Raw genomic sequence first — 1707 nt, 5'->3', positions numbered from 1 at the left:
AGTGCGTTGTGGCAAAGGGAGTCCCTGTTCGATGAGCAGGGGCTTCTTCGTGTGCGGGGCATGATCGCCCTGGGGTAGGGGCAGGCAGCGGACGGCTTGTTGTGGATAGAGGAGGGTGCGATGCCGTCGGTGCTGGGGTTGATGGAACGGCGTGAGGCGCGCGCGAGGCAGGATCTGGAGTCCTGGACGGAGGTCCTGGAGCAGGCTCAGGCGGAGGTGGATGCCGCGCGGGAGCGAGTCGAGCGGGCCCGGGTGGGGCGTGAGGAGCTCGTGTCGGTGCTGGCCGAGGAGAGTCCTGTTGATACGCCGGTTCCCGTGCCGTCCGGTGGTGGGATGGCTGCCCTCGTGGGATCGAGCGGCCCCGGCGCGGGGCATGGCGAGCGGCCGCCGGTGTGGCGGTCGGGCATGGGCGAGGAGGTGCTCAGCGGCCTCTATCGGGAGGTGTTCGCCGCGATGGTGGCCGCTTCGGGGCCGGTGAACGGGGTGGAGTTGACGCGGGCGGTGGGCCGGGAGGCGGAGATCAAGAACGAGGTGGAGAAGATCCGGCACCGTGCCTACGTGCTGGAGAAGCGGGGCTGGCTGGTGCGGGCGAAGGACGGACGGTTCATGCCCGAGCCCGGAGCAGTCGGCCGGGGCGCTTCTCCGGCCAGCGCGGAGCGTCCCCGGCAAGGCGCCGGGACAGCCTGATCACGGCAGCCCACCACACCATCTGCTGGTGGTGATCGGGGCGGCGTTCGTGGTCGCGGTTGAGGCGGCGTGAGCGGAAGAGCCAGCTCAGCGTGCGCTCCACCACCCACCTGCGGGCCAGTACGACAAATCCGCGTTGTCCGTCGGACCGGCGCACGACCTCGGTTTGGACTCCGTGACGGGCGAGCGCTTTCGCCAGCGCCGGACCCTGGTAGGCGCTGTCGACCCACACCAGCTTCAGCAGCCGTCCCGGCTGCTGCATGAACGCCTCCAGCAGCGCGGGGGCGGCCTTGGAGTCGTGCACATCGGCCGTGGTCACGGTGACTTCCAGGAGCAGGCCCTCGGTGTCGGTCAGGATGTGACGCTTGCGCCCGTCGCGTGATTTACCGCCGTCGTATCCGCGACTGTCCTCACCCACGGTCTCGGAGGCGTCCACCGACTGACTGTCGATGACTCCCGCACTGGGCTCGGCGTTGCGGCCGGCGCGCGCCCTCGCCGAACGTCGCAGGCGTTCGTACAGCTCACGCACATAGTCGTAGGCCCGCCAGCGGCGGAAGAAGTCGTAGACCGCCCGCCAGTACGGGAAATCGACCGGCAGAGCCGTCCACTTCACGCCGTTGTCGACCAGATAACGCACAGCGTCGAGCATCTCGCGGTGGCAATACGCCTCCGGACGCCCGCCCCGCTTCAGGAGCCAGGCCGGCACGGGCATCGCGGCGCGGACCTCGGCCCACTCCGCATCCGTCATGTCACTGGGATAGCACCGCGCCCGCTGTCCCGGAGCGAGCGAACCGAACCGGTGCACGTAGCAGTCACACCCAGGGGTGACCGCGGTGGACGCAGGCACAGAGATACTGCTCAACTGATCAGGCAACGGGCTTCCTTGGTCGTGCGGGTGTCGTAACCGCGTCACTACCAAGGGGCCCGTTCTCTCATGCCCGCGACCGCACCCGAACCTCCGTCCAGATGATCACCCGCGCCGCATTACCTCGAACGAGATCCGGTTTGCCACAACGCACT

Annotated in this window: 2 protein-coding genes; one reads left to right on the top strand and one right to left on the bottom strand. The window is 68.8% G+C overall.

All coding sequences use genetic code 11. The features are described from left to right. Positions 1-120 precede the first annotated feature (120 nt). Positions 121-687, top strand: coding sequence for a hypothetical protein (locus tag AB0I51_RS48375; RefSeq protein WP_362985917.1), 567 nt, complete (start codon positions 121-123; stop codon positions 685-687). Here AB0I51_RS48375 and AB0I51_RS48370 read toward each other — a convergent pair. After that, entirely contained in the window at positions 605-1435 is an 831-nt protein-coding gene (locus AB0I51_RS48370; RefSeq protein ID WP_362985915.1) for an IS5 family transposase, read from the bottom strand. The genes AB0I51_RS48375 and AB0I51_RS48370 overlap by 83 nt on opposite strands. Between the last annotated feature and the right edge of the window lie 272 nt (positions 1436-1707).

The sequence above is a fragment of the Streptomyces sp. NPDC050549 genome, assembly GCF_040655035.1.
Taxonomy (GTDB): Bacteria; Actinomycetota; Actinomycetes; order Streptomycetales; family Streptomycetaceae; genus Streptomyces.
Note: the sequence above shows the minus strand (reverse complement) of the source record. Positions and strands in the feature narration are given on the sequence as shown.

What these genes read in the sequence shown, in the direction of transcription:
- AB0I51_RS48375 (WP_362985917.1), top strand. Translation starts at nt 121, where the DNA reads ATGCCGTCGGTGCTGGGGTTGATGGAACGGCGTGAGGCGCGCGCGAGG.
- AB0I51_RS48370 (WP_362985915.1), bottom strand. Translation starts at nt 1,435, where the DNA reads ATGACGGATGCGGAGTGGGCCGAGGTCCGCGCCGCGATGCCCGTGCCG.